23 protein-coding genes are annotated in these 24,481 nt (G+C 44.5%); 4 read left to right on the forward strand and 19 right to left on the reverse strand.

The window, feature by feature from the left end; genetic code table 11:
• Nucleotides 1–269 precede the first annotated feature (269 nt).
• From coaE to yacG, 3 genes are read left to right on the forward strand one after another with little or no spacing between them, the layout of a single operon-like run.
• Complete coding sequence (gene coaE, locus JK188_RS07975; RefSeq protein WP_211886289.1) at nucleotides 270–875, forward strand: dephospho-CoA kinase; 606 nt, start codon at nucleotides 270–272, stop codon at nucleotides 873–875.
• Nucleotides 876–883: 8 nt separating this feature from the next.
• Entirely contained in the window at nucleotides 884–1,642 is a 759-nt protein-coding gene (zapD, locus tag JK188_RS07980) for a cell division protein ZapD (RefSeq protein WP_211886291.1), read from the forward strand.
• 15 nt (nucleotides 1,643–1,657) lie between these two features.
• Nucleotides 1,658–1,855, forward strand: a complete 198-nt coding sequence (gene yacG / locus JK188_RS07985; protein ID WP_132495795.1) for a DNA gyrase inhibitor YacG — start codon at nucleotides 1,658–1,660, stop codon at nucleotides 1,853–1,855.
• A gap of 82 nt (nucleotides 1,856–1,937) precedes the next feature.
• Here the strand turns inward: yacG and mutT are convergent, their stop codons facing one another.
• The 3 genes from mutT to secM form a co-directional block, all read right to left on the reverse strand.
• Complete coding sequence (mutT, locus tag JK188_RS07990; protein WP_211886292.1) at nucleotides 1,938–2,336, reverse strand: 8-oxo-dGTP diphosphatase MutT; 399 nt, start codon at nucleotides 2,334–2,336, stop codon at nucleotides 1,938–1,940.
• 60 nt (nucleotides 2,337–2,396) lie between these two features.
• Complete coding sequence (gene secA, locus JK188_RS07995; RefSeq protein WP_036951189.1) at nucleotides 2,397–5,108, reverse strand: preprotein translocase subunit SecA; 2,712 nt, start codon at nucleotides 5,106–5,108, stop codon at nucleotides 2,397–2,399.
• Between the two features lie 95 nt (nucleotides 5,109–5,203).
• Nucleotides 5,204–5,731, reverse strand: a complete 528-nt coding sequence (gene secM / locus JK188_RS08000; protein WP_154600046.1) for a secA translation cis-regulator SecM — start codon at nucleotides 5,729–5,731, stop codon at nucleotides 5,204–5,206.
• An 86-nt stretch (nucleotides 5,732–5,817) separates the two neighbouring features.
• Here secM and JK188_RS08005 point away from each other — a divergent pair, with 86 nt between their 5' ends.
• A complete protein-coding gene (locus tag JK188_RS08005; protein ID WP_211886293.1) occupies nucleotides 5,818–6,339 on the forward strand; it encodes a DUF721 domain-containing protein in 522 nt (173 codons plus the stop codon).
• A 36-nt stretch (nucleotides 6,340–6,375) separates the two neighbouring features.
• Here JK188_RS08005 and lpxC read toward each other — a convergent pair whose 3' ends face one another.
• From lpxC to mraZ, 16 genes are all read right to left on the reverse strand, one after another.
• Nucleotides 6,376–7,293: a UDP-3-O-acyl-N-acetylglucosamine deacetylase gene (lpxC, locus tag JK188_RS08010; protein ID WP_006660764.1), complete on the reverse strand. Its 918-nt coding sequence runs from the start codon at nucleotides 7,291–7,293 to the stop codon at nucleotides 6,376–6,378.
• Between the two features lie 99 nt (nucleotides 7,294–7,392).
• Nucleotides 7,393–8,550: a cell division protein FtsZ gene (gene ftsZ, locus JK188_RS08015; protein ID WP_036951193.1), complete on the reverse strand. Its 1,158-nt coding sequence runs from the start codon at nucleotides 8,548–8,550 to the stop codon at nucleotides 7,393–7,395.
• A 57-nt stretch (nucleotides 8,551–8,607) separates the two neighbouring features.
• Nucleotides 8,608–9,864 (reverse strand): cell division protein FtsA, encoded by a 1,257-nt coding sequence (ftsA, locus tag JK188_RS08020; RefSeq protein WP_036951194.1) that lies wholly within the window; start codon nucleotides 9,862–9,864, stop codon nucleotides 8,608–8,610.
• Between the two features lie 44 nt (nucleotides 9,865–9,908).
• Nucleotides 9,909–10,724: a cell division protein FtsQ gene (gene ftsQ / locus JK188_RS08025; protein ID WP_211886295.1), complete on the reverse strand. Its 816-nt coding sequence runs from the start codon at nucleotides 10,722–10,724 to the stop codon at nucleotides 9,909–9,911.
• A gap of 1 nt (nucleotide 10,725) precedes the next feature.
• The gene (locus JK188_RS08030; protein ID WP_211886297.1) at nucleotides 10,726–11,646 is read right to left on the reverse strand and encodes a D-alanine--D-alanine ligase; all 921 of its coding nucleotides are present in this window, start codon (nucleotides 11,644–11,646) and stop codon (nucleotides 10,726–10,728) included.
• A 2-nt stretch (nucleotides 11,647–11,648) separates the two neighbouring features.
• Nucleotides 11,649–13,067 (reverse strand): UDP-N-acetylmuramate--L-alanine ligase, encoded by a 1,419-nt coding sequence (murC, locus tag JK188_RS08035; protein ID WP_154600130.1) that lies wholly within the window; start codon nucleotides 13,065–13,067, stop codon nucleotides 11,649–11,651.
• A gap of 97 nt (nucleotides 13,068–13,164) precedes the next feature.
• A complete protein-coding gene (murG, locus tag JK188_RS08040; RefSeq protein WP_211886298.1) occupies nucleotides 13,165–14,238 on the reverse strand; it encodes an undecaprenyldiphospho-muramoylpentapeptide beta-N-acetylglucosaminyltransferase in 1,074 nt (357 codons plus the stop codon).
• A complete protein-coding gene (gene ftsW, locus JK188_RS08045) occupies nucleotides 14,235–15,428 on the reverse strand; it encodes a cell division protein FtsW (RefSeq protein WP_036951199.1) in 1,194 nt (397 codons plus the stop codon). Before ftsW ends, murG begins: the two co-directional genes overlap by 4 nt.
• Complete coding sequence (murD, locus tag JK188_RS08050) at nucleotides 15,428–16,753, reverse strand: UDP-N-acetylmuramoyl-L-alanine--D-glutamate ligase (protein WP_211886300.1); 1,326 nt, start codon at nucleotides 16,751–16,753, stop codon at nucleotides 15,428–15,430. Before murD ends, ftsW begins: the two co-directional genes overlap by 1 nt.
• Nucleotide 16,754: 1 nt before the next feature.
• Entirely contained in the window at nucleotides 16,755–17,837 is a 1,083-nt protein-coding gene (gene mraY, locus JK188_RS08055) for a phospho-N-acetylmuramoyl-pentapeptide-transferase (RefSeq protein ID WP_036951201.1), read from the reverse strand.
• Entirely contained in the window at nucleotides 17,831–19,189 is a 1,359-nt protein-coding gene (murF, locus tag JK188_RS08060; RefSeq protein ID WP_211886302.1) for a UDP-N-acetylmuramoyl-tripeptide--D-alanyl-D-alanine ligase, read from the reverse strand. The genes mraY and murF overlap by 7 nt, the downstream gene beginning before the upstream one ends.
• Complete coding sequence (gene murE / locus JK188_RS08065; protein WP_211886309.1) at nucleotides 19,186–20,673, reverse strand: UDP-N-acetylmuramoyl-L-alanyl-D-glutamate--2,6-diaminopimelate ligase; 1,488 nt, start codon at nucleotides 20,671–20,673, stop codon at nucleotides 19,186–19,188. Before murE ends, murF begins: the two co-directional genes overlap by 4 nt.
• Entirely contained in the window at nucleotides 20,660–22,426 is a 1,767-nt protein-coding gene (gene ftsI, locus JK188_RS08070) for a peptidoglycan glycosyltransferase FtsI (RefSeq protein WP_036951204.1), read from the reverse strand. The genes murE and ftsI overlap by 14 nt, the downstream gene beginning before the upstream one ends.
• Before the next feature lie 12 nt (nucleotides 22,427–22,438).
• Nucleotides 22,439–22,759: a cell division protein FtsL gene (ftsL, locus tag JK188_RS08075; protein WP_036951205.1), complete on the reverse strand. Its 321-nt coding sequence runs from the start codon at nucleotides 22,757–22,759 to the stop codon at nucleotides 22,439–22,441.
• Nucleotides 22,759–23,712 carry a 16S rRNA (cytosine(1402)-N(4))-methyltransferase RsmH gene (gene rsmH / locus JK188_RS08080; protein ID WP_108478287.1) on the reverse strand — a complete coding sequence of 318 codons (954 nt, stop codon included), beginning with the start codon at nucleotides 23,710–23,712 and terminating at the stop codon, nucleotides 22,759–22,761. The genes ftsL and rsmH overlap by 1 nt, the downstream gene beginning before the upstream one ends.
• Before the next feature lie 2 nt (nucleotides 23,713–23,714).
• A complete protein-coding gene (gene mraZ, locus JK188_RS08085) occupies nucleotides 23,715–24,173 on the reverse strand; it encodes a division/cell wall cluster transcriptional repressor MraZ (RefSeq protein WP_036951207.1) in 459 nt (152 codons plus the stop codon).
• Nucleotides 24,174–24,481: the final 308 nt, after the last annotated feature.

A 24,481-nucleotide genomic window follows, 5' to 3' on the forward strand; every position in this document is an offset into this window, starting at 1 on the left:
CCTTAAGAACCTTGAACCTATATTACTCTTATTTATAGCTATCATTATCTGCCTAATAATGTTTGCAATGTATTTACCAATATTTAAATTAGGCTCAGTCATCTCTGGAATGTAACTTATTTCCTAAAGAAAGTAGTTTAATTTGGATAGTAAAAATAGATTGGAATCACACATATATCCATAACATGATAACTTGACTCAATTGTATACAGACAAATTAAAACTTTCAGTGTAACCTGACTTATTTCCCGTGAACTAATGAATCATTTATGTCTTATATAGTTGCCCTCACAGGGGGGATAGGAAGCGGTAAAACAACCGTTGCCAACGAATTTGCTAAACTTGGGGTACCCCTTGTTGATGCTGATATCATCGCACGCCAAGTGGTTGAACCTAATACCCCTGCATTGATCAGCATTCAGCAGCACTTTGGTCAAAACGTGTTAAACCATGATGGCACCTTAAATAGAGGTTTTTTACGGTCAGTTGTTTTTTCCGAACCAAAAGAAAAAGCGTGGCTAAATGCACTGCTTCATCCTTTGATACAACAAGAAACACAGAAACAACTTCAGCAGGTTAACTATCCTTATGTTTTATGGGTAGTCCCCCTGCTTATTGAAAATAAAATTTCGCATTTAGCAGATCGTGTTCTTGTCGTAGATGTAACAAGAGAAGAGCAAATAGAGAGAACCATCAAACGCGATGATACTAACCTAGAGCATGTTATTAATATATTAAATGCTCAAGCATCTCGAGAAGAAAGGTTGTCGTATGCTGACGACACCATCACTAATCATACAAATAATACTGAGCTGCCAAATAGAGTTGCAGAACTACACAAACAATACCTAGCACTTGCAGCACAAAAAGAATAGGAATGAGCATGAGCGAAAAAATCGAAACGACTTTGGTTACTTATGAATATCCAATGAATGAAAAAATTCGTTCTTGGCTGCGGCTTGAAACATTATTAATGCAAATCTATGAACAGAGCCATATCACTTCCTACTCTTCTGGAATCGCTTTTTTCCGCTCTGTTTCTGAACTGATTGAAATTTTGGATAGAGGTGAAGTTCGTACTGATCTGATCAAAGAACTCGAAAAACAAAAAAGTAGGCTACTCAGTTGGGCCGATGCCCCAAATGTTGATAAAACATTAATCACCTCTCTTTTAAATGACCTAACACCAAAAATAAGCTGTTTAATGTCCGCACCTCGATTTGGTCATCAGCTACGTAACGATAAAATTATTAGTATGGTTCGCCAACGCCTCAGTATTCCCGGTGGATGCTGTAGCTTTGATTTGCCCACCCTTCAACTGTGGCTAAATATTCCTCAATCAGATAGAGATAATGAAATCAAAAGCTGGCTAAATAGCTTAGATCCTCTGCAAGATGCCTTACAAGCCGTGTTATCACTAATCCGTCAAAATGGAAGTTTTGAATCTGCCGAATCTCACAATGGTTTCTTTCAAGGTAATGTCGAAGGAAAAGAGCTTTTACGTATTAAGTTATCGCCAGAGCATTTGATATACCCTCAAATTTCAGGGCATAAAACGCGTTTTGCCTTACGTTTTCTTCATATCGATAGCGAGAATGGTATACTCCCAGACGTAATTCGTTTTCAGTTAGCCTGTTGTTAGTTTGAGAGTCCATGTATGAATGAAATTATTGAAGTCAATTGTCCGACTTGCCAAAAAGTCGTGACTTGGAATGAATCCAGCCCTTTCCGTCCATTTTGCAGTAAGAGATGTCAATTGATTGATCTAGGCGAGTGGGCCGCAGAAGAAAAACGCATTGAAAGCCAAGGTGATATTTCCGATAGCGATAATTGGAGTGAAGCACCTGAGCATTAATTCCACTTTATCTGTGTTGATAATGAAAATAGCCAAATATCTGCATTAGGCTATTTTCATCTTCATTACTAACGACTTGCTGTTATGCGTTCTTCGTTAGCATATCAACAATCACGCGATTAGCCGGTGGAAACTCTTCAGCGACTAAGCTTTGCTGCTCAACCCAACGTGATTTTTGCCCTTCTTTTCCATAGGGATCATTTTCCCAGTCTGAAACCATAAAGAAGTAGAGCGTAATAAATCTATCGTCAAATTCATGATCAACTTGATGGAATAAATCACAGTCAATCACCGCAATACCCACTTCTTCTTCCAATTCGCGGATCAGTGCGTCCTTCGGGTCTTCCCCTTTTTCTAGCTTCCCACCAGGAAATTCCCAAAACCCAGCCATGTGAGTACCTTCAGGTCGCTGAGTAATAAAAATATGTTGCTGAGAATTACGAATGATCCCAGCGGCAATATGCAGATGTTTTTTTTCCATAATTTCTTCACTAAAAAGGCGGGTTTCCCCGCCTTTATTGATTATTTACTGAATTCTAAATTAGTTTAAGCGGCCGTGGCACTGCTTGTATTTTTTACCAGAACCACAAGGACATGGATCATTACGACCAATTTTATTACCTTGGGTTGCAATCTTCGCTTCTGCTTCTGTCATTAGAGATTCAGCTTCTGCCTCATGGCTTAAATGCTGTTTCTTCGCCAGACGTTCAGCTTCTTCACGACGTTGTTGCTCTAACGCTTCAACCTCTTCCGGTAAACGTACTTGTACTTTTGACAAGGTACTGATCACTTCATATTTCAATGCTTCCAACATATTGGCAAACATACTGAAGGATTCACGCTTGTATTCTTGTTTTGGATCTTTTTGTGCATAACCACGTAAATGGATACCTTGACGTAAATAGTCCATGGAAGCCAAATGCTCTTTCCATAATGTATCCAGCGTTTGCAACATAACGCCTTTTTCGAAATTACGCATGGCTTCAGAGCTAACGATTTCTTCTTTACGTTGGTAAATTTCAATCGCTTTTTCCATGATACGCTCACGCAAGGTTTCTTCGTGAAGTTCAGGCTCTTTGTCTAACCACTCTTGAATTGGTAAGTCGAGGTCAAAATCGTTCACTAAACGTTTTTGCAAACCATCAATGTCCCACATTTCTTCAAGTGATTGAGGCGGAATATATGCATCAATAATAGTGGTAAATACATCTTCACGAATGCTGTCTACGGTTTCTTTAATATCGCCGCCATCCAGCAATTCATTACGCTGAGTATAGATAGCACGACGTTGGTCACTTGCCACATCATCATACTCAAGTAATTGTTTACGAATATCAAAGTTACGGCTTTCAACTTTACGCTGTGCGTTAGCAATTGCTTTTGTGACCCAAGGGTGTTCAATAGCTTCGCCCGGTTTCATACCCAGTTTTTTCATCATGCCCGTTACACGGTCTGATGCGAAGATACGCATTAAAGCATCTTCCATTGATAGATAGAAACGTGATGAACCAGCATCACCTTGACGTCCCGCACGACCACGTAACTGGTTATCGATACGGCGAGATTCATGGCGCTCTGTACCGATGATATGTAAACCACCAGCAGCTAACACTTCATCGTGACGAATTTTCCAGTTCGCTTTGATTTCATCAATTTGTTCTTGCGTTGGGTTCTCTAACGCAGCCACTTCTGACTGCCAGCTTCCCCCTAACATGATATCGGTACCACGACCCGCCATGTTAGTTGCGATGGTTACAGCGCTTTTTTGCCCCGCGTTAGCAATAATGTCAGCTTCCATTGCGTGGAATTTCGCATTCAAGACGTTATGAGCAATTTTTGCTTTAGTCAGCGCATGAGAAATTAATTCAGATTTTTCAATCGAAATAGTACCAACCAGAACTGGCTGACCTTTGGCGGTTTTATCACGGATATCTTCAATAATTGCTTCAAATTTGTCTGCTTCAGTCATATAGACTAAGTCAGGCATGTCTTTACGAACCATTGGACGGTTAGTTGGGATAACAATCGTATCCAGCTTATAGATTGAGCTAAATTCGAATGCTTCGGTATCCGCAGTACCGGTCATACCCGCTAGTTTTTCGTATAAACGGAAATAGTTCTGGAAAGTAATCGATGCCAATGTTTGGTTTTCATTATGGATCTCAACACCTTCTTTTGCTTCAACAGCTTGGTGCAGACCATCAGACCAACGGCGCCCTTCCATTGTACGGCCAGTATGCTCGTCGACAATGATAACTTGGTTATCTTTAACAATATAATCAACATCACGAGTAAACAGCGCGTGGGCACGTAAACCCGCCATGACGTGGTGCATCAGCATGATGTTTGATGGTGAATAAAGCGATTCACCTTCATCCATTAAACCTGCTTTTGCTAGTAATTCTTCAACAAGAACTAGACCGCGTTCTGTGATTGTTACCTGACGAGATTTTTCATCAACAGAGAAGTGACCTTCGCCTTGGAAAGTGTCCGAGTCTTCTTTTTCTTGGCGAACTAATTTCGGGATCAGTTTATCCACTTTAATATACAGGTCTGAGCTATCTTCCGCAGGACCAGAAATGATCAGTGGCGTACGCGCTTCATCGATAAGAATGGAGTCCACCTCATCCACTAATGCGTAATGCAATTTACGTTGAACGCGATCTTCAGGGCTAAATGCCATGTTGTCACGTAGATAGTCGAAACCAAACTCATTGTTGGTACCGTAAGTAATATCTTCCGCATAAGCTTGGCGCTTAGCAGGTGGAGCCATACCCGATAAGTTAATACCAACGGTTAAGCCTAAAAACTCGAATAATGGACGGTTATTTTCCGCATCTCGTTTTGCTAGGTAGTCGTTCACCGTAACAACGTGAACCCCTTTGCCTGATAATGCGTTAATGTATGCTGGCAGCGTTGCAGTTAATGTTTTACCTTCACCTGTACGCATTTCTGCGATGCAGCGCTCGTTCAGTACCATACCACCGATTAACTGAACGTCGAAGTGACGCATACCGAAGACACGTTTACTTGCTTCACGCACTGTCGCAAACGCTTCAGGGATCATATTTTCAATACTTTCGCCTTGTTTTAAACGCTCACGAAATTCTACGGTTTTGGCTTTCAGCTCGTCATCCGATAATTTCTCAAACTCAGGCTCTAGCTTGTTAATTTTTTCCACTTCTTTACGCAGACGGCGCAGAGTACGGTCATTACGGCTACCAAATACTTTGGTTAATAATTTAGTTAACATATTTTTTCTCAGGTAAATCAATTAATTATTTGAATCGATGATTTTTGACACGATGAGAAACGCCCCAATGGTAGGCTTAACATCGTTAAATGGATTTAAGCAAAAAAGGGTCCAGCCCGAATGCCGTGTACCTGAGCAACCCAAATCGCGGGCTGATAAACAGTAAAGAGAGGGTAGATATGTTCGCTAGCTTGAGTCGTTGCCACATCCCATTGTAAAGATCGCTGCGCTAACATTGCGTACAGCGTATCTAACATTAATTGAGGGGCAAATAGCGTCTCTTTTTGTAGCTTACTTTTATCGGTATCTTCATCTTCTGTAGCTGAAAAGGCAAAAGTCAGTTGGCGGATAACATTACGTACCGCATGCTGCTGCCAGTAATTGACGGAGTAAGAAGATGAGGATGAAGAGCGTTGAGAATTCTGCTGAGCAAATAAGTTATCGAAAGCATTTACAGCTTGGCTTTGTCGATTGGCTGGCGCAGAATTAACTTGAGCCTGCTGAGATTCTGATAAGGCATTTAAAATTGTAGGCAAGCCAACACCCGTAGCCACAACACCTAATAACAGGTGGGACCAGAAGTATCGTCTACCTAAATGTCGCCAAAAATTTAAAATGCCCATCAAACTCTTATATAATTTATAGATTAAAGTATGATTCCCAATTATGTTCTGACATCTTTAGCAATCGCGTAAAATGAGAGTTCACAATGAGAGATAGTCATCCACAGGCACTTTTCGATGTTCTCGAAGAGTCTCTGGCAAAAACATCAAACACTTTACAAACTATTCAGCGAAATGCAAAAGCTATTCTAAAATTGAATCGTGTTGTAAAAAGTTTGCTGCCAGCGGAAATTAAACCCATGTGTCGGGTGGCAAACTACCGTAATAACATTATGGTTATCGAAGTGGCTAATGCCAGTTGGATGACCCGCCTTAACTATGAAAAAATAAACCTTCTTTCAGCGCTAAGGTCGTCTATTCTACCATCTTTATCTTCCATCGACATCAGAATCAACCCCGATCTTATACGAAAATCTAAGCAAAATAGCTCATTGAATAAGCAATCAGTGAATCAAAAAGAAAATCGCAATCAAAGAAAGATTAGTACGCAAACCGCAGAGCAGTTATTACGATTAGCGAAAAAGAGTCCGAAGGGATTAAAAGAGAAGTTTGAGCGGCTGGCTGCATTAGCCGGAGAGAGTACTAATGCAACCAACAGAAAAGGCTAACTCTGACTGGCAGAGATAGCCGCATAATAGAAACTATTATGCGAATACAGTCGAAGGCGCTTTGAATGCCAGAGGTAATTCAGCTTCGTCTTCAAAGGTGACCAGATCCCAAGCAGATTCTTTAGCCAGAACCGCTTGCAGCAATTTGTTATTCAATGCATGGCCAGATTTGAATGCAGTAAATGCACCAATAATGTTATGTCCACACATGAATAAGTCACCAATTGCATCGAGCATTTTGTGACGAACGAATTCATCTTCAAAGCGTAAACCATCTTCGTTGAGCACTTTATAGTCATCAACGACGATAGCACAGTCAAAACTACCGCCTAAGCATAGGCCTTTCGATTGCAGATATTCAATGTCACGCATGAAACCGAAGGTACGCGCGCGGCTAATTTGGTTTACAAAAGATTCCGCAGAGAAATCCATTGCATAGCGTTGCGTGCTGCTATCAATTGCAGGGTGTTGAAAATCAATAGTGAAATCAAGGCTAAAGCCATTGTATGGAGACATTTCTGCCCACTTATCACCATCTTCAACACGTACAGTTTCTTTAATGCGTAAGAATTTCTTCGCACAATTTAATTCTTCAATACCGCCATCTAGCAGTAAGAAAACAAACGGTGCAGCACTGCCATCCATAATCGGGATTTCAGGCGCATTGACTTCAATAACAATGTTATCGATGCCTAATCCTGCTAAAGCAGCATTCAAATGTTCAACCGTCGAAATACGTACGTTATCTTCGTTGACTAAGCAAGTACATAACATCGTATCGCGAACTGATTTCGCATCTGCCGGAAAATCTACCGGTGGATTAAGGTCAGTACGACGGTAGATGACCCCGGTATTGGCCGGTGCCGGACGTAAAGTAAGCGTAACTTTCTTGCCGGTATGTAAACCAACACCAGTCGCTTTAATAATACGTTTAAGTGTCCGTTGTTTGATCATCGTATTTTCTCGCAATGTTATAAGTCCTACTGGCTATCTTAATTGATAACCAGTAGAAAATTTTAGCACAAAAAGCGGAAAAACCAATCTAATTAAAAATTAATCGGCCTGTTTACGCAAGAAAGCTGGGATATCTAAGTAATCCGGCTCTTTATTTACTTGTGTATTTTGGTCGTTAACAGCTTTTGCAGCTGGTTTTTCATCATTTAATGAAGACATGCTATTTTGCATTTGCTGATAGCGTTGCTCCATAGAAGCTTGCTGAGACATTTTATTGCTCACTAAAGTAATTTCTGGACGCTTGTCCATACCAATACCAGTAGCAACAACAGTCACGCGCAATTCTTCATGCATTTCTGGGTCTAAAGAGGTACCGATTACGACAGTCGCATTATCTGATGCGAATGCACGAATGGTATTACCCACTGTTTCAAACTCATCCAAGCGCAGGTCAAAACCAGCAGTGATGTTGACCAGAACACCGCGCGCACCAGACAGGTCGATATCTTCCAGAAGTGGGCTAGAAATTGCCATTTCAGCAGCTTCTTCCGCTCTATCTTCGCCACGAGCGACACCTGAACCCATCATCGCGTAGCCCATTTCTGACATCACAGTACGTACGTCAGCAAAGTCCACGTTCATTAAGCCTGGGCGAGTGATCAGCTCAGCGATACCTTGAACTGCACCTTTTAATACGTCGTTAGCCGCACCAAAAGCATCCAGTAAAGAGATACCACGACCAAGTACTTTCAGTAACTTGTCGTTAGGGATAGTGATCAGCGAGTCAACGTGCTTAGACAGCTCAGTGATACCCGCTTCCGCGAATGCCATACGCTTTTTGCCTTCGAAATTGAATGGCTTAGTCACGACCGCAACGGTGAGGATACCTAATTCTTTAGCCACTTCAGCAACGACTGGCGCTGCCCCCGTACCAGTACCACCGCCCATGCCTGCAGCGATGAACACCATATCTGCGCCATCAAGAGCATTGCGCAGTGCTTCACGGTCTTCTTCTGCCGCATTACGGCCGACTTCTGGGTTTGCACCCGCACCCAGACCTTTAGTAATACCGGTACCGATCTGAATGGTTTGTCCGACTGCGGTTTTACGCAGGGCTTGTGCGTCGGTGTTGACTGCGAAGAATTCAACACCCTCGATGCGCTCGCGTACCATGTGTTCAACGGCATTTCCGCCGCCGCCGCCAACGCCGATGACTTTAATCACCGCATCGTTGGTTAGCTCCATTGGTTCAAACATAATGTCTCTCCGTTTTGTGCTTACTATTGAAGCTAATAATATGCTTCTAAATAAAAATTAAAATTCTTTTCTCAGCCAGCTGGTGAGCTTACTAAACCACCCGCTAACTGAAGCACGTTTTTCCGTCTCGGTATCATCGCCAAGGTGGCTTTCTTTACCGTAATGCAGAAGCCCTACCGCTGTGGAGTAGTACGGCTCCTGAGCATAATCCGTTAATCCTGTTATATTAAGTGGGGTACCGATTCTGACCTGTGTATGGAACACTTTTTGAGCGCATTCAACTAGCCCGTCAATCTGTGCTGCCCCACCCGTCAAAACTATCCCTGCCGCTAAGTGGTGTTTGACACCTTGCTGACGTAACTGTTCCTGTAAATTTAAAATTTCTTCATTCACTAAATTTAACAGCTCAGTATACCGTGGCTCAATCACTTCCGCTAAGGTTTGACGCTGTAAACTTCTCGGTGGACGACCGCCAACACTCGGTACTTCCACCGTTTCATCTTTACTCACAATCGAACCGACTGCACAACCGTGACGCACTTTAATCGCTTCGGCATCTGTTGGCGGCGTACCAAATGCGTAAGCGATATCACTTGTCACCACATTACCTGCGTATGGGATCACTTTGGTATGACGCAAAGCACCACCCGTATAAACCGCCATGTCCATTGTGCCGCCACCGACATCAACAACACAGACACCTAATTCACGCTCATCTTCAGTCAATACACTATAGCTTGCAGCAAGACCGGCAAAAATAAGCTGGTCAACTTTTAACCCGCAACGCTCAACAGCTTTCACAATGTTCTTCGCCATATCGTTATGGCAAGTGATCAGATGAACTTTAGCTTGCATACGAACACCAGAAAGACCGACTGGATTTTTAATGCCTTCTTGGTAGTCAATCGCGAATTCTTGCGGGATAACATGCAAAATTCGGTGTTCGTCTTTAACTCGGACAGATTTCGCCGTGTGAACGACGCTGTCCACGTCTTCTTGTGTCACTTCTTCTTCTGAGATTGGAACCATACCAATCTCATTTTGGCAGCTCACATGTTTACCTGATAATGCAAGGTAAACGGAAGAAATTTGGCAATCTGCCATTAATTCAGCTTGGTCAATCGCTCTTTGGACACATTTAACAACCGACTCAAGATCGTTAACGCCACCTTTGTCCATTCCGCGAGATGGACAGCTTCCCACCCCAATAATATTAACCATACCATCGGGCAGAATTTCTCCTACAAGGGCTGACACCTTGGAAGTTCCAATTTCAAGGCCTACCACTAATTTTCTGTCCGTTGCTTTAATCATTTGCTTCTGCCTATCTGCCTAATTTGAGTTATTAGCAATTTGTCTTATTGGAAGCCTTGCGGTGCGTCAACTAATAAAGGAGCCCACCCCACCGCTGCTCCACTGGTATAACGCAAATCAACATAGTCGACGCGTTTATCAGTCGTTTGCTGTAAAAGCGGATAAAGCTCGAGAAAACGGTTTAACCGCTCTAACACATCTTTTTTCCCAAGTTCGACTCTTACATCATTATCTAAAATAATCTGCCATGCATGGCGCGCTGTCATAGAAACGGATTTTAGTTTCAAGTTATTTTTCGCCAAAATACCACTTAGCACAGCAAATTCTTTCAAAACCTCTGTTTGGCTTCCTTGCGGACCATACAGCAACACATAATCGCCTTTACCATTTTGACTCGGTGGAAGGGTAAATACGCGCCCTTCTTGGTCGACCATGCTTTGGTCATTCCATCTTGCGTAGGGTTTGTACTCCGCAATATGGATTTTTAATTCATCCGGCCACTGTTTACGCACTGTCACTTGGCGTATCCACGGCATCATACTGATTTGGTTTTGAATCGCATTCACATCCACCGTCATAAAGGTTCCCGGCTGACCTAATGACAAAATTGCCTTTCGCACATCGTCATTGGTAGTGTAGTTGCGTTCTCCCGTTAATATTAGTTTGGACATTGGCAGCCTATCGGCATCCTTCATCCAGTTCATCACCGTCCAGCCGCTCCATACAATGGTGCCGACAACCATCAGGAAGAAAATCAATCCGCCCAGAAAAGCCCCATTACTTGGTCTTGAGCGCGGATCTTCATCTTGCTGACCGCTATTGTGATTATGATGCCTTACGTTTAACGCTGCCTGTGACATATCAACTAGCCAATTCCAAAATACGTACCACTAACTGCGAAAAATCCAAACCTGCTTGACGCGCAGCCATTGGAACTAAACTGTGACTGGTCATTCCTGGCGAAGTATTTACTTCGAGCAAATAGAATTCCCCGTCACTATCTTGCATCACATCAACCCGTCCCCAGCCACGACAGCCTACCGCTTGATAAGCTTGCATTGCGATATCTGCCAGTTTCGCTTCAAGGTCGCTTGTTAATCCACTTGGGCAGAAATATTGAGTCTCATCGGACAAATATTTTGCTTCATAATCATAGAAAATACCCGGTGGCTGAATACGAATCGAAGGCAAAACTTCGTCCCCCAGTACCGCTACCGTATACTCAGGACCACTTAACCACTTTTCAATCAACAATGTATCGTCAAATTGGAAAGCAAGCTCAATGGCTTCTGGCAGTGCATCCAGAGCATCAACTTTGCTCATTCCAACACTGGAACCTTCCAAACTCGGTTTAACGATAAGTGGCAGTCCTAAGTGCTTAACTTGCTGAGCTAACTGATCTTTTTTAATATTAGTATATTTCTGCTTGTTAAGTGAAATATATGGAGAAACACTTAGTCCAGCACCTTGCCAAAGTTGTTTGGTGCGTAGTTTATCCATACTCAGTGCAGATGCCATTACGCCACTGCCGGTGTATGGAAGCCCCAGAAACTCAAGCATTCCTTGGATCGTACCGTCTTCCCCGCCACGACCATGTAAGGCGATAAACGCTTTATCAAACCCAGCTTCTTTTAATGTCACAACAGGAAAATCTTGGGTATCAATTGGATGCGCATCAACGCCCGCTTGGCGTAATCCCGCCAATACAGCATTGCCAGACTGAAGTGACACTTCACGTTCAGCAGATGTGCCGCCAAAGAGAACCGCGATTTTTTCTGTCATGCTTATTCCTCAACCATCGGTGGCTGTAATTTCGTTTCTGCTAGGTTTTTGGCTATTTTACCAATATTTCCTGCGCCTTGAACTAAAATTAAGTCGTTATCATCAAGAACTTGTGCCAGCATATGTGAAACTTGTTCAGGTTCTGCCACAAAAATAGGGTCAACCTGCCCACGGCCGCGGATTGTACGACATAATGAGCGGCTATCAGCTCCTGGAACTGGCTTCTCACCCGCAGAATAAACTTCCAGCATTAGCAAGACATCTACCTGCCCTAGCACGTTTGCGAAATCATCGTATAAGTCACGAGTACGCGTATAACGATGAGGCTGGAAAACCATAACGATACGTTTATCTGGCCAGCCTGCGCGAGCGGCTTTAATCGTGGCATCCACTTCTGTTGGATGGTGACCATAGTCATCCACCAGCATCACTTCGCCTTCTTTACCATTCACATTACGCAGCGCGTAGTTACCTAGGAAATCGAAACGACGACCTGTTCCTTGGAATTCCACGAGTGCGGACAGAATGTGTAAATCGTCGATGCCTTCTTCGGTTGCTACCGCAACAGCTGCCGTTGCATTGAGCGCATTGTGGCGACCAGGTGCATTTAGCACAACAGTTAATTCTGGCATGCCTTCACGAGCAATCGTGAAAAAGCCTTGATTCCCTTTTTGCTCGTACTTGGTGATACGAACATCCGCATCGTCACTAAAGCCGTAAGTGGTAATGTAACGACCGATTTTTGGTAATAATGAGCGGATCACTGGGTCATCGATACACATCACTGCACGGCCATAGAATGGCAAGTTATGCAGGAAGTTGATGAAAGTATCTGTCAGGTTTTCAAAATTGCCCTGATAGGTATCCATGTGATCAGCTTCAATATTTGTCACAACTGCAACAAGTGGCTGTAAATGCAAAAATGATGCATCACTTTCGTCCGCTTCAGCGATTAAATAACGGCTGCTACCTAAGCGAGCATGGGTTCCCGCTGATTTCACTAATCCGCCATTCACAAATGTTGGGTCTAAGCCCGCTTGAGCGTAGATCCCAGAAATCATTGCCGTTGTCGTTGTTTTACCGTGAGTTCCCGCCACTGCGATACCATGACGGTAACGCATTAATTCAGCCAGCATTTCAGCACGGCGAATCACTGGGATACGCAGCTCTTTTGCAGCTTGAATTTCAGGGTTCTCTGCAGAAATAGCCGTAGAAACGACGACCACACTTGCGTTTTCAACGTTTTCAGGACGATGGTTAAAATAGATAGTGGCGCCTAACTCAGTCAGTTGCTGAGTCACTGCATTAGGTGCTAAATCTGAACCACTAATTTCATAACCTTCGTTAGCCAACACTTCAGCGATACCACCCATGCCAGCACCACCGATGCCGACAAAATGAATGTGCCGTACTCTACGCATTTCTGGCACCGATGTTCTTAATTTCGCTAACTGTTGTGTATTCACTGTATTTCGCTTCTCTATAAATTCTGTCTACATTCTATTTTGTATGGTCAGGTTATTTCGCTACATCGCAAATAACCGCCGCAACACGTTCGGTTGCATCCGTGATGGCACAGCTATAGGCTTTATCTGCCATCGACAATAATTCGGCTCTATCCCACTTATTGAGTAACTCAACAACAGCTTCAGATGTAAACTGCGGTTGCTCAATAATCTTCGCAGCCCCGGCTTGTTCTAAAGGCAGTGCATTCCAGTACTGTTGGCGGTCTTTATGCTGGAAAGGGACAAAAATTGCAGGTAAACCTGCCGCAGCTATCTCACTGACAGTTAATGCACCTGAACGACAAACCACAATATCAGCCCATGCGTAAGCTTGCGCCATATCATCAATAAATTCAGTCACTTTAAACTCAGAATTGCCTGAATTTTGCAAACAATCATTATACAGTGCTTCTGTCGATTCCTTACTGCCTTTTCCAGCCTGATGCCATATATTTAACTGTTTGCTCACATTTCCAGCGACTACAGGCATGACTTGATTTAAAATTCGTGCCCCTTGGCTACCACCTACAACTAATACGCGTATTGCGCCATCGCGCCCTGCTAGGCGCTCTTGCGGTGCTGGCAATGCCAATACATCTTCACGCACAGGGTTACCTACAACGGGTGCCTCAGGGAATGCGCCAGGGAAAGCTTGTAAAACACGTTTAGCAATTTTTGATAACCATTTATTGGTTAATCCCGCGATCCCATTTTGTTCATGGAGAACAACAGGGACGCCACATTGCCAAGCCGCGATACCACCAGGGCCAGACACATAACCGCCCATACCAAGAACGGCATCAGGTTGATAGCGCTGAATAATCGTTTTTGCTTGGCGAATGGCTTTATAGATACGCCAAGGTGCACCAATTAATGCACCAATGCCTTTGCCTCTTAAACCTGAGATCTGAATAAACTCAATATCAATACCGTGTTTCGGTACTAAAGTGGCTTCCATGCGATCTGCAGTACCTAACCAGCGAATTTCCCAACCTTGAGCCTGCAAATAATGCGCCACAGCTAAGCCGGGAAAAACGTGTCCCCCAGTTCCGCCTGCCATAACGAGTAATTTTTTTGCCTGACTCATTTGGAACTCCTTACAAACGCCTGAGCTTTCTCAAGTCGTGTTTCATAATCAATTCTAAGTAACACAGCGATCGCCGCTGACATCACTAATAAACTCGAACCCCCGTAACTGATTAACGGGAGTGTTAAACCTTTCGTTGGCAACATGCCTGCCGCAGCACCCACGTTAACCAATGCTTGGAAGGTAAACCAAATACCGATGGCACACGCGAGATATCCACCAAATAATTGCTTTGTCAGTAGCGCTCTACGTCCTACCATCATCGCTCTAAACGCCAGCATGAATACCATCAGTAACACCAGAACCACACCTACATAACCCAGCTCTTCAGCTAATACGGAGAAAATAAAGTCAGTGTGTGCTTCCGGTAAATATTCTAACTTCTGTACTGAGTTGCCCAGACCTTGACCAAGTAGCTCGCCTCGACCAAACGCCATCAAAGATTGCGTTAACTGATAGCCACTACCAAACGGGTCATCCCACGGGTTTAAGAAAGATGTCACGCGGCGCAAACGATACGGTTCAAAGACAATCAAAGCCAGTACGCCTACACCACAAGCCGCGATACCGATAATAAACGGCGCTAAACGCGCACCGGCTAAAAACAGCAACCCTAACGTAGTCACAACCAGTACAACTACAGTTCCTAAGTCTGGCTGCAACAGCAGCAATAACGCCATCATGATCAAAATACACATCGGTTTTACGAAGCCGAAAAACTTGGTGCGCACTTCATCTGACTTACGAACTAAATAGCTGGAAACGTAACAAAACAACGCGAATTTCGAAATTTCTGCGGGCTGAATTTTCACAATACCGATGTCAATCCAACGTGATGCCCCGTTGACGGAACTACCAGCCACCAGCACCACTGCCAGCATGCCCAATGCGCCCATCAGCAAAATAAAACTGTATTTTTCCCATGTTGCCATCGAGACCCGCATTACCCCTAAAACCAGAAGAAATGCGACGACCAAATACACCACGTCACGCTTAGCAAAATAGAATGGGTCATCCGTTAATCGTTGTCCTACAGGCATCGATGCGGAGGTCACCATAATGAAGCCGATTGCCGCCAGACCGAATGCTAACCAAACCAATGTACGGTCGTAGAGCGTCGTGCCTGAAATCACGCCATTCTTTTCACCGATGATCCAGTTTTTTAAACGCAAAGCACCCGGTATGGTCATTAACCTAACTCCTTAGCGAGTTGAGCAAAAACATCACCTCGCTGCTCAAAACTTTTGAACTGATCTAAGCTGGCACATGCAGGGGATAACAGCACCATGTCGCCCGATTTTAACAACGGCGCAATTTGGCGCATACTTTGTTCCATCGTATCTGTCAGCACAGATTTTTCTGGTGCGAGTTCCGCTAATTGCTGACCGTCACGACCAAAACAATACAAACGGTAGTTATCCGCCGAAATGTATTCTTTGAGCGGAGAAAAATCAGCTGACTTGCCATCACCGCCCAGCAATAAGTAAATGTTGCCATCCACATGTAAACCATTGAGCGCGGCTTCTGTACTGCCCACATTGGTCGCCTTCGAGTCATTAATCCAACGCACACCGCGGTTGAAAAAGACCAACTGGAAGCGATGAACTAAACCGGCATACTCTTTTAAGACTTTAAGGCTCGCATCACGCGGGATTGCCACGGTATCAGCTAAGGCTAATGCAGCCAGTGCATTCATATAGTTATGCTGCCCAGTCAGATGCATTTGCGCCACATCCAACACCTCTTCACCTTGAGCAACTAAGACACGTTTTTGCGTATCAAAGTAGTAATCACCGCTATTTAAACCAAAACTGGTGTATTGGCTAACACTCTGGTCATGTGGGAGCGTTAGCGGGTCTTGCGCGTTCACAATGCAGTGTTGCGCATTATCATAAATACGTAATTTTGCTGCGCGATATTGCTCAAGCCCCAATGGATAGCGATCCATATGATCTTCAGTCACATTCAACACGGTAGCAGCCGCTGCGCGTAGGCTAGACGTAGTTTCCAATTGGAAGCTAGACAGTTCCAACACAAACAGGCTATGCCCTTGATTGAGCAAAGAAACTGCAGGAATACCAATATTCCCGCCCACACCAACGGAAATTCCAGCTGCTTTCGCCATTTCTCCCACAAGGGAAGTTACCGTGCTTTTACCATTAGAACCTGTGATTGCGACAATTGGTGCATCCGCCTCACGACAGAACAGCTCAATATCTCCCACAATCTCAATACCGTTGCTTGCGGCTTCCTGTAACTGTGGCGTTGCTAACGCAATGCCTGGGCTGGCAACAATCAGATCCGCTTGTTGCAGCCATTCATTATTTAAGCTACCACTATGGCAAGCCACATTCTCAGGCAGTTTATCAACACCAGGTGGCACAGCGCGGGTATCCATCACGCGAGGAACAACCCCACGAGCAAGGAAAAAGTCAACGCAGGAAAGCCCGGTTAAACCTAAGCCGATAATCACTACGTTTTTACCCTGATACTGCTGAGCCTGTGAACCAATCATCTTAACGCACCTTCAATGTTGCTAGTCCAATCAGAACTAACATGAGAGAGATAATCCAGAAACGCACGATAACGCGTGGTTCCGGCCAACCTTTCAATTCATAGTGATGGTGAATTGGTGCCATACGGAAAATTCGTTGACCACGTAATTTGAAGGAGCCAACTTGTAAAATCACCGACAGTGTTTCAACCACAAACACACCGCCCATGATCACTAATAAGAATTCTTGGCGCAGTAAAACAGCGATAGTTCCTAATGCTCCACCTAATGCCAAAGAGCCTACATCACCCATAAATACTTGTGCTGGGTAGGTGTTGAACCATAAGAAGCCTAAACCTGCCCCAACAATCGCCGTACACACAATCACTAATTCTCCCGCGTGCGGTAAGAATGGAATGTGTAAATAGTTAGCAAAGTTAACGTTACCCGTTGCCCATGCGACTAACGCAAAACCTGCGGCAACAAACACGGTTGGCATAATCGCTAAACCGTCTAACCCATCGGTTAAGTTAACGGCGTTACTGGTTCCAACGATAACGAAGTAAGCCAGTAAGATGTACAACACCCCTAATTGCGGCATCACATCTTTAAAGAATGGAACCACTAACTGAGTTGCTGGTGTATCTTTACCAATCGCATACATAGAGAATGCAACAACGAGCGCCAATACTGATTGCCAGAAGTATTTCCAACGTGCAATCAAACCACGGGTGTCTTTTCGAACGACTTTGCGGTAATCATCAACAAAACCAACAATACCGTAGCCCACTAAAACCAGCAGCACACACCAGACGTATGGGTTATCCAAACGCGCCCATAACAGCACTGACATGCAGATAGAAAATAGGATTAAAATCCCACCCATCGTTGGCGTGCCACGTTTACTAAAGTGAGATTCAGGGCCCTCGTTACGTACCACTTGCCCAATTTGCATTTTTTGCAAATAAGCTATCAGGTGCGGCCCCATCCACAGAGCAATAACTAATGCTGTCAGCAAACCGACAATGGCTCTGAACGTCAAATAGGAGAAGACGTTAAAAGCAGAAAATTTATGAACCAATAATTCGGCTAACCAGACTAACATTCGAAGCACTCCTTCAATGCATTCACGACATCTTCCATCGCGGAGCTGCGTGAACCTTTAACTAAAATAGAAACAACATCATTCTGCTGTGCTAGCGGAATTAGTCGGGTTAATAAATCTTGTTTCGCGGTAAAATGCTCGCCACGTTCGCTAGATTGGCTAATGATTTCGCTTAACTGTCCAACACTAAGAACTTTATCCAAACCCGCTTGCTTCGCGGCTAAACCAACACGTTCGTGGCACTCATGGGCATAATCACCAAGCTCCCCCATGTCACCGACAACTAAAATGCGATAGCCCGGCATTTTCGCCAGCACATTAATCGCCGCAATCATCGAACCATCATTGGCATTATAGGTATCGTCCAGTACGACTTTCGTCTCACTTAAACTCACTGGAAATAAACGCCCAGGTACCGCTTTCGTGGTAGCTATACCTTGTTTGATATCTTCTAAGGTTGCTCCCACAGAAATGGCTAATGCACTTGCCGCTAAAACATTGGCAATGTTATGCACACCCGGTAATGGCAATGTGATCTCAACCTGCCCTACCGGCGTATGTAGCGTAAAATCGGTTGTCAGCTGTTTGATTTGAATATCTGAAGGATAGAAATCCGCTTTTTCAGTCAGCGAGTAATACCAAACGGTTTGACGAGGTTTAAATTGCCACTTATCCGAGTAGCTATCTAAGTTCACAATCGCCGTGCCTTCTTCTGGCAGACCTTGGTAGATTTCACCTTTGGCTTTAGCAACACCCTCAGGGGAACCAAAACCAGCAAGGTGCGCACCAAATAAGTTATTCACTAATGCCGTTTCTGGCTTAACGATATTGGTTGTGTATTCAATTTCATGTGGGTGATTAGCCCCCATTTCGATCACGGCAAATTGGTATTTATCCGTTAAACGGAACAGCGTCAGTGGAACACCAATATCATTATTCAAGTTACCTGCGGTATATAACGTTTTACCGCGTTGCGCCAGAATCGAGGCGGTCATCTCTTTCACGGATGTTTTGCCGGAAGAGCCCGTCAACCCGACCACTCTCGCTTTAGATTGTTGGCGAACCCAAGCGGCGATTTGCCCCATCGCGATACGCGTATCTTCAACAATCACCTGCGGGCAGTTCACATCCAGTTGATGGTCAACTAACAGTGCGGCCGCACCCGCATCCACCACTTGAGCGGCAAAGTCATGGGCATCAAAACGCTCGCCTTTTAAGGCAATAAACAGGCAGCTAGTGTCGATTTTACGGCTATCGGTACTCACGTTTAATAACGCTAATTCGTTATTGCTCGCTTTTTCAATGCGACCGTGAGTGATTTGTGCCAGTTGGGTTAAGGTCATCGGGATCATGCCATCACCCCCAACAATCTTGCGACGGTCAAGCGGTCTGAATAATCTAAACGGCGAGAACCAATGATTTGATAATCTTCATGGCCTTTACCTGCCACTAAAATCACATCATCAGGTTGTGCTTGTAAGATAGTGTTGGTAACGGCTTCTGGGCGTCCTGGGATCGCGAATACTCGGCTAGAATCCAAAATACCCGCCATGATGTCGTTGATAATATCCAGCGGATCTTCGCTGCGAGGGTTATCGTCAGTGATCACCACTTTATCAGCGTATTGTTCTGCGGAGGCTCCCATCAGAGGGCGTTTACCTTTGTCTCTATCACCACCACAACCAAAGACACACCACAGCTTGCCTTTACAATGTAAACGCGCTGCCGCTAACGCTTTTTCTAATGCGTCAGGGGTATGTGCATAATCCACAACCACAGTTGGCTTGCCTGCGACGCTGAACACTTCCATACGACCACAGACTGGCATTAATGCGCCTGTTGTCGCTAAAAGCTGCTCTAATGGGTAATCCATCATTAATAGCGTTGCCATCGCCAGCAATAAGTTGCTTACGTTAAACGCTCCCATTAATGGGCTTTCAAATGAACCATCACCCCAGCTTGACGTGAAATGAATGGTTGCGCCTTTATCGTGATAGTCCACGTCCGTGGCTTTTAACCATGAACCTTGCCAGTTAGCTGGAATACGATTTTCCATCGTCACGGCACAAGCTTCCGGCAAACGCTGCAACCACTTCAGCCCGACTTCATCATCCGCATTAATAATTTGAGTTTTAGTTTGATGAGTAGAAAACAGTAACCATTTAGCGGCTTCGTAATTAGCCATATCACCATGATAATCAAGATGGTCACGGCTTAAGTTAGTGAACACTGCCGCATCAAATTGCAGCGCAGCAACACGACCTTGCACCAAGCCATGAGAAGAAACTTCCATCGCCGTCAACGTCGCTTTTTTATTCAGTAATTGAGTCAGTTCTAATTGGATATCAACGGCGGAGCCCGTGGTGTTCTCACTTGGAGAAACTTGCCCCAGCAGCCCATTACCTACCGTTCCCATCACTGCTGATGTTTCGCCTAATCCTTTTGCCCATTGCGCAATTAATTGCGTGGTGGTGGTCTTACCGTTGGTTCCCGTCACACCCACTAATTTCATTTGGGATGAAGGTTGATGGTAGAACTCACCCGCTAATGCGGATAAACGGTTGTTTAGGTCGTTAAGATAAATGACAGGCACACCATGAATAAAGCGAATTTCGCCTTCTTCTGCTTCGCCTTGTGCTTCTGCGATAACGGCAGAAACGCCTTGCGCGATAGCTTGAGGAATATAGTGTCTACCATCTGACTGATGGCCTTTTACCGCAATGAACAGATCGCCCGCGGCAGCCTTTCGACTGTCTAGCGTCATCTCTCGTAAAGAGACATTTGTTGTACTCACACCAAATGGGGCGAGGAGTTCACAAAGATTACGATCTGCCACTTTTAACCTCTTTTTGACTGTTCACGATTTCACTTTTATCGTCTGTTTGCAATGCATCTGGCTCAACGTTCATGAGACGTAAAACCCCGCCCATGATAGAACCAAAGATAGGTGCAGATACTGCACCTCCGTAGTACTTACCGGCTTTTGGATCGTTGATTAACACAACGAGGGCATAGCGCGGGTTGCTTGCGGGAGCAACCCCTGCGGTATAAGCGATATATTCGTTGATATAGCGCCCTTCAGGTCCGACTTTTTTCGCGGTACCTGTTTTAATTGCAATACGATAGCCTTTAATTGCTGCACGCGTTCCCCCGCCACCTGGCAGAGCAACACTTTCCATCATATGCACAACGGTGCGCATTATTGGCTCAGGAAACACTCGCGTCCCCGGAACAGGTGGGTCGACTTTAGTAATCGATAACGGGCGATATATCCCAAAACTACCGATCGTTGCATAGGCACGCGCAAGTTGTAATGGAGTCACCATCTGCCCGTACCCGAAAGAAAAGGTGGCCCTTTCTAAATCAGACCACCGTGTTTTTTTACTTGGAAAGATGCCACTACTTTCCCCGACTAACCCCAGATTAGTCGGCTTGCCAAACCCAAAGCGGCTATACACGTCCACCAGCTCTGTAGCAGGCATCGCTAACGCTAATTTTGAAACACCAACGTTACTCGACTTCTGTAAAATACCCGTAATGGATAACTCTGCGTAACGCGCAACGTCTTTGATTTCATGACCATTAACGCGGTACGGATAGGTATTTAATACGGTATTTTCTTTTATAATTTTGTTTTGTAGCGCACTCATGACGACAAGTGGCTTCACGGTTGAACCCGGTTCAAAAATATCCGTGATAGCACGGTTACGCATGAAATCCATCGGCGTACCCGCGAGATTATTTGGGTTATAGGATGGACTATTTGCCATCGCTAAAATTTCCCCTGTATTCACATCCACCAGGATTGCCACGCCGGACTCAGCTTTGTTCTCTTGAACGCCTTTCGTCAGCTCGCGATACACAATAGATTGAATACGCTCATCGATACTGAGCATCAAGTTATGTGCTGCTTGGCTATCGACGGAAGAGACGGTCTCAATAACACGTCCATTACGGTCTTTACGTACCGTACGTTCACCCGGAGAGCCTTTTAACCAACGGTTAAAGCTTTTTTCCACCCCTTCAATGCCTTCACCATCGATATTTGTTACGCCTAATAAGTGGGCAGTAACCGGGCCTGATGGGTAATATCGGCGAGATTCTTTACGTAAATAGATCCCCGGAACTTTTAGTTTGCGGACATATTCACCGATGGAGGGGTTAACTTGACGAGCGAGATAAACAAAGCGCCCTTTCGGGTTAGCAGAAATTTTGGTGGTGATTTGTTCAAGAGGAATATCTAATGCATCGGCGAGAGCTTTCCAGTGTTCATCGTTACTAACGCCGCCTTTTTCAAAAACTTCTTTAGGGTCAGCCCAGATAGCGTTAACCGGAACACTGACTGCTAATTGGCGACCTTCACGGTCACTGATCATTCCTCGAGCCGTTGATACTTCTTGAACGCGAAGGGAGCGCATGTCTCCCTCTTTAACCAGTTTTTCCGGGGCAATAATTTGTAGGTACGCAACGCGAGTCAACAACCCTGCTAGTGCCAACCCAATACATCCACACAACAAAACAAAACGCCAGCGAACAAAGCTGGTGACTTCTTCTGTTTTCTTGTTCTTAGCGGGTTTGGTTGCTTTCATTCTTAACCTTCGTTATTGCTTGGAAACAATAATGTTTTCTTGGGATGGCTCCACATGAACCATTTGTAATTTCTCAACAGATAAACGCTCAACACGGCTGTGACTGGCTAACGCATTCTCTTCAAGGATCAAATTTCGCCATTCGATATCGAGAAAATCTTTCTCTTCATACAGCTTATCTTTGGCGGCAGTCAGCAATCGTGTTTCATGAGCGGTGGTCACCACAAACACAGCGCTAATCACTATCGCGGCTAGCAAAATCATCGGAATAATTCCGTAACGAAATAAATCGCGACCGATGACTCTGGCTAAACTGTGTCTTTCTGGTGTCATTACTCTACCGCTCTCTCTGCAAAACGTAACACCGAGCTACGTGCTCGTGGGTTTTCGTCAACTTCAATCTCGGAAGGCTTCATTTTGCCTAATGCGCGTAATTTAGCGGCACCTAGCTCTTTGATTTGCGCTTCTGTCAGCGGGATCCCCGCAGGAACAGAAGGTCCGGTACTGTTTTGACGAATAAAGCGTTTTACTAATCTGTCTTCCAATGAATGGAAACTGATTACGGATAAACGCCCTTCAGGTGCTAAAACAGACATCGCACCATTTAATGCTTTCTCAATCTCTTCCAGCTCGCTATTGATATAAATACGAATCGCTTGGAAGCTACGGGTTGCTGGGTGCTTGTGTCGGTCTTTAATCGGACTGACTTTGGCAATCAGCTCGGCCAAATGGCGCGTACGCGTTAGCGGCTCTTCTTCTGGATTATGGTTACGCTCAACGATGGCTCTTGCGATGCGCTTTGCAAAACGCTCTTCACCAAATGTTTTTAATACCCATGCGATGTCGTCAGCTTCTGCCGTCATCAGCCATTGCTGCGCTGATTGACCACGCGTTGGGTCCATTCGCATATCCAGTGGTCCATCACGCATAAATGAGAATCCACGCTCTGGGTCATCTAACTGCGGCGAAGAGACACCGAGATCCAGCAACACACCATCAATCTTGCCCACTAAGCCTTCTTCTTCCACATAATCTGCAATTGCTGAAAATGGGCCATGCTTAATCATAAAACGTGGGTCATCAATTCCTTGAGCGGCTTTAATCGCCTCTGGGTCACGGTCAATGGCAATCAAGCGACCTTGTTCTCCCAGTTGGCTTAAAATCAAGCGAGAGTGTCCACCGCGACCAAATGTGCCATCAATATAGATACCATTTGGTTTAAGATTTAAGCCGTTCACTGCTTCATCGAGCAGTACTGTTACATGTTTAAATTGCTGCTGTGTCATTGTTATAGTGACAAATCCTGTAGACGGGCGGACAGCGGTTCGTCGGCTAGACGCTCAGCAGCAATGTCATTTTCCACTTGCTGGTACCACATCTGTTCATCCCAAATTTCAAATTTATTTATTTGGCCCACCAACATGACCTCTTTTGTTAGCCCTGCGTGTTGACGCAGCGTGCTAGCTAGCAAAAGACGTCCTGCATTGTCTATCTGACATTCACTGGCATGACCAAGTAAAAGGCGCTGTACTCGACGTTCTGCGGGATTCATGGTGGATAACTTAGATAGTTTTTCCTCAATGATTTCCCATTCGGGTAAGGTATAAAGCAGCAGGCATGGCTGGTGAAGGTCAATGGTACATACCATTTGCCCTTTCGATTCCTCGCTCAGCATTCCTCGATAACGAGTAGGCACGGTTAGCCGCCCTTTGCTGTCGAGATTAACCAGTGTAGCCCCACGAAACATACCTGATTTTTCCCCTTTATTTCCAACTGCCCCACTTTACCCCACAATTCTCCACTTATAAAGTTTACGAATGGTATGAAAACGTTGTCAAGCCAGCCGCACGTAGCTTTAGCTTTATTTACAGAACGTTTTAGAAAAGAAAAAGTGGGAAAAAATCTTACTTGGAAAGAAAAAGAGAAATAACGAGTTGATATAATTCACTTATTTATAAAACGCAGGTAAAACATATTTAAATCTATTTCATTGCTGCAAAATCATACAAATTTGAGTAAATGATATATACGTCTCATTTTTAATCAGTTTATTTC

Origin of the sequence: Providencia sp. JGM181 (genome assembly GCF_018257375.1) — a bacterium.
Taxonomy (GTDB): Bacteria; Pseudomonadota; Gammaproteobacteria; order Enterobacterales; family Enterobacteriaceae; genus Providencia; species Providencia lanzhouensis.

Coding starts and splice junctions, on each gene's coding strand:
- mraZ (WP_036951207.1), bottom strand. CDS start 24,173: ATGTTTCGTGGGGCTACACTGGTTAATCTCGACAGCAAAGGGCGGCTA.
- ftsZ (WP_036951193.1), bottom strand. CDS start 8,550: ATGTTTGAACCAATGGAGCTAACCAACGATGCGGTGATTAAAGTCATC.
- coaE (WP_211886289.1), top strand. CDS start 270: ATGTCTTATATAGTTGCCCTCACAGGGGGGATAGGAAGCGGTAAAACA.
- yacG (WP_132495795.1), top strand. CDS start 1,658: ATGAATGAAATTATTGAAGTCAATTGTCCGACTTGCCAAAAAGTCGTG.
- mutT (WP_211886292.1), bottom strand. CDS start 2,336: ATGGAAAAAAAACATCTGCATATTGCCGCTGGGATCATTCGTAATTCT.
- rsmH (WP_108478287.1), bottom strand. CDS start 23,712: ATGACACAGCAGCAATTTAAACATGTAACAGTACTGCTCGATGAAGCA.
- JK188_RS08030 (WP_211886297.1), bottom strand. CDS start 11,646: ATGACAGAAAAAATCGCGGTTCTCTTTGGCGGCACATCTGCTGAACGT.
- murD (WP_211886300.1), bottom strand. CDS start 16,753: ATGATTGGTTCACAGGCTCAGCAGTATCAGGGTAAAAACGTAGTGATT.
- murC (WP_154600130.1), bottom strand. CDS start 13,067: ATGCGTAGAGTACGGCACATTCATTTTGTCGGCATCGGTGGTGCTGGC.
- mraY (WP_036951201.1), bottom strand. CDS start 17,837: ATGTTAGTCTGGTTAGCCGAATTATTGGTTCATAAATTTTCTGCTTTT.
- ftsQ (WP_211886295.1), bottom strand. CDS start 10,724: ATGTCACAGGCAGCGTTAAACGTAAGGCATCATAATCACAATAGCGGT.
- ftsW (WP_036951199.1), bottom strand. CDS start 15,428: ATGACCATACCGGGTGCTTTGCGTTTAAAAAACTGGATCATCGGTGAA.
- murG (WP_211886298.1), bottom strand. CDS start 14,238: ATGAGTCAGGCAAAAAAATTACTCGTTATGGCAGGCGGAACTGGGGGA.
- ftsA (WP_036951194.1), bottom strand. CDS start 9,864: ATGATTAAAGCAACGGACAGAAAATTAGTGGTAGGCCTTGAAATTGGA.
- zapD (WP_211886291.1), top strand. CDS start 884: ATGAGCGAAAAAATCGAAACGACTTTGGTTACTTATGAATATCCAATG.
- ftsL (WP_036951205.1), bottom strand. CDS start 22,759: ATGACACCAGAAAGACACAGTTTAGCCAGAGTCATCGGTCGCGATTTA.
- lpxC (WP_006660764.1), bottom strand. CDS start 7,293: ATGATCAAACAACGGACACTTAAACGTATTATTAAAGCGACTGGTGTT.
- murF (WP_211886302.1), bottom strand. CDS start 19,189: ATGATCCCGATGACCTTAACCCAACTGGCACAAATCACTCACGGTCGC.
- secA (WP_036951189.1), bottom strand. CDS start 5,108: ATGTTAACTAAATTATTAACCAAAGTATTTGGTAGCCGTAATGACCGT.
- secM (WP_154600046.1), bottom strand. CDS start 5,731: ATGGGCATTTTAAATTTTTGGCGACATTTAGGTAGACGATACTTCTGG.
- JK188_RS08005 (WP_211886293.1), top strand. CDS start 5,818: ATGAGAGATAGTCATCCACAGGCACTTTTCGATGTTCTCGAAGAGTCT.
- ftsI (WP_036951204.1), bottom strand. CDS start 22,426: ATGAAAGCAACCAAACCCGCTAAGAACAAGAAAACAGAAGAAGTCACC.